This window comes from Vibrio sp. 10N.261.55.A7, from assembly GCF_002877365.1.
Taxonomy (GTDB): Bacteria; Pseudomonadota; Gammaproteobacteria; order Enterobacterales; family Vibrionaceae; genus Vibrio.
Genome location: NZ_MCWZ01000209.1, coordinates 1 through 810, shown reverse-complemented (window position 1 = coordinate 810; position 810 = coordinate 1). Strand labels below are relative to the sequence as shown.

The window sequence follows — 810 nt, the reverse complement described above, 5'->3', positions numbered from 1 at the left end:
GAGCGTTCAAAGAAGAAGAACCGCAAACCTATCGCTATCTCGAAGTAGAGAAAGCACTGTTATCGGGTCTCATTGCTGATATCGGGTTATTTTGTATGGTAAACGAATACCATCAGTACTTAGAAAATGGCAACTATCTCGACATTCAAATTGCATTGCAGATTTTTGATTCTCAATGTTCCGACTCTAGTAAGTTGGTCTTAAACAGCTGGGGTTTTGACGAAGACTTCATTAGCGTAGCAACAAACCAGGACCATACGTCAAAAAGCAACGTTCCACTTAGCTATTTAGAACTTGCTAGAATAGCCAACCATATCCTGTTGTTCAGACGTAAAGATGAAGACATAGATGATCATTTCGTTGAATTTGATACGACTGGCGCAGATGTACTCTACAAATTAACCAATCTAAGTGAAATCGACTTCAATACAAAAATTAGTGACGTTATAAGTGCTAGCGGTTTGTAGTCAGCCAATAGTATTTAGACATTGAGCCTCACTATCGAGTAAAAATGACCACATAGGAATCTGAATGTTCTCAGGGATGATTTTCATTTTTGCCCCACTCGTTGTGGGGTATTTTATTTCCATTTCTAAGCCCAACACCCTCAACTACATTAATAAAACGACGTCATATCTTATCTACGTCATCTTATTTCTTATGGGATTAAGCTTAGCGGCACTCGATAATCTCGGCCAAAACCTACAGCTGATCATAAAATTTACCGCTACTTTTTTTGTTTTCATTGGCGCCTGTAATTTAGCTGTTCTTCCGTTGATAGATAAGTTCTATCCAATCTCTACTGATACC

General features: G+C 38.4%; 1 protein-coding gene and 1 pseudogene. Both read left to right on the top strand.

Annotation, left to right across the window (positions count from 1 at the left end; all coding sequences use genetic code 11):
- Positions 1-467, top strand: a 467-nt coding sequence (locus BCU12_RS10575) for an HDOD domain-containing protein (protein WP_133153863.1), incomplete at its 5' end; no start/stop codon positions are given.
- Positions 468-531: 64 nt separating this feature from the next.
- Positions 532-810 (top strand): annotated as a pseudogene (locus BCU12_RS23525) (hypothetical protein); the annotation flags it as partial.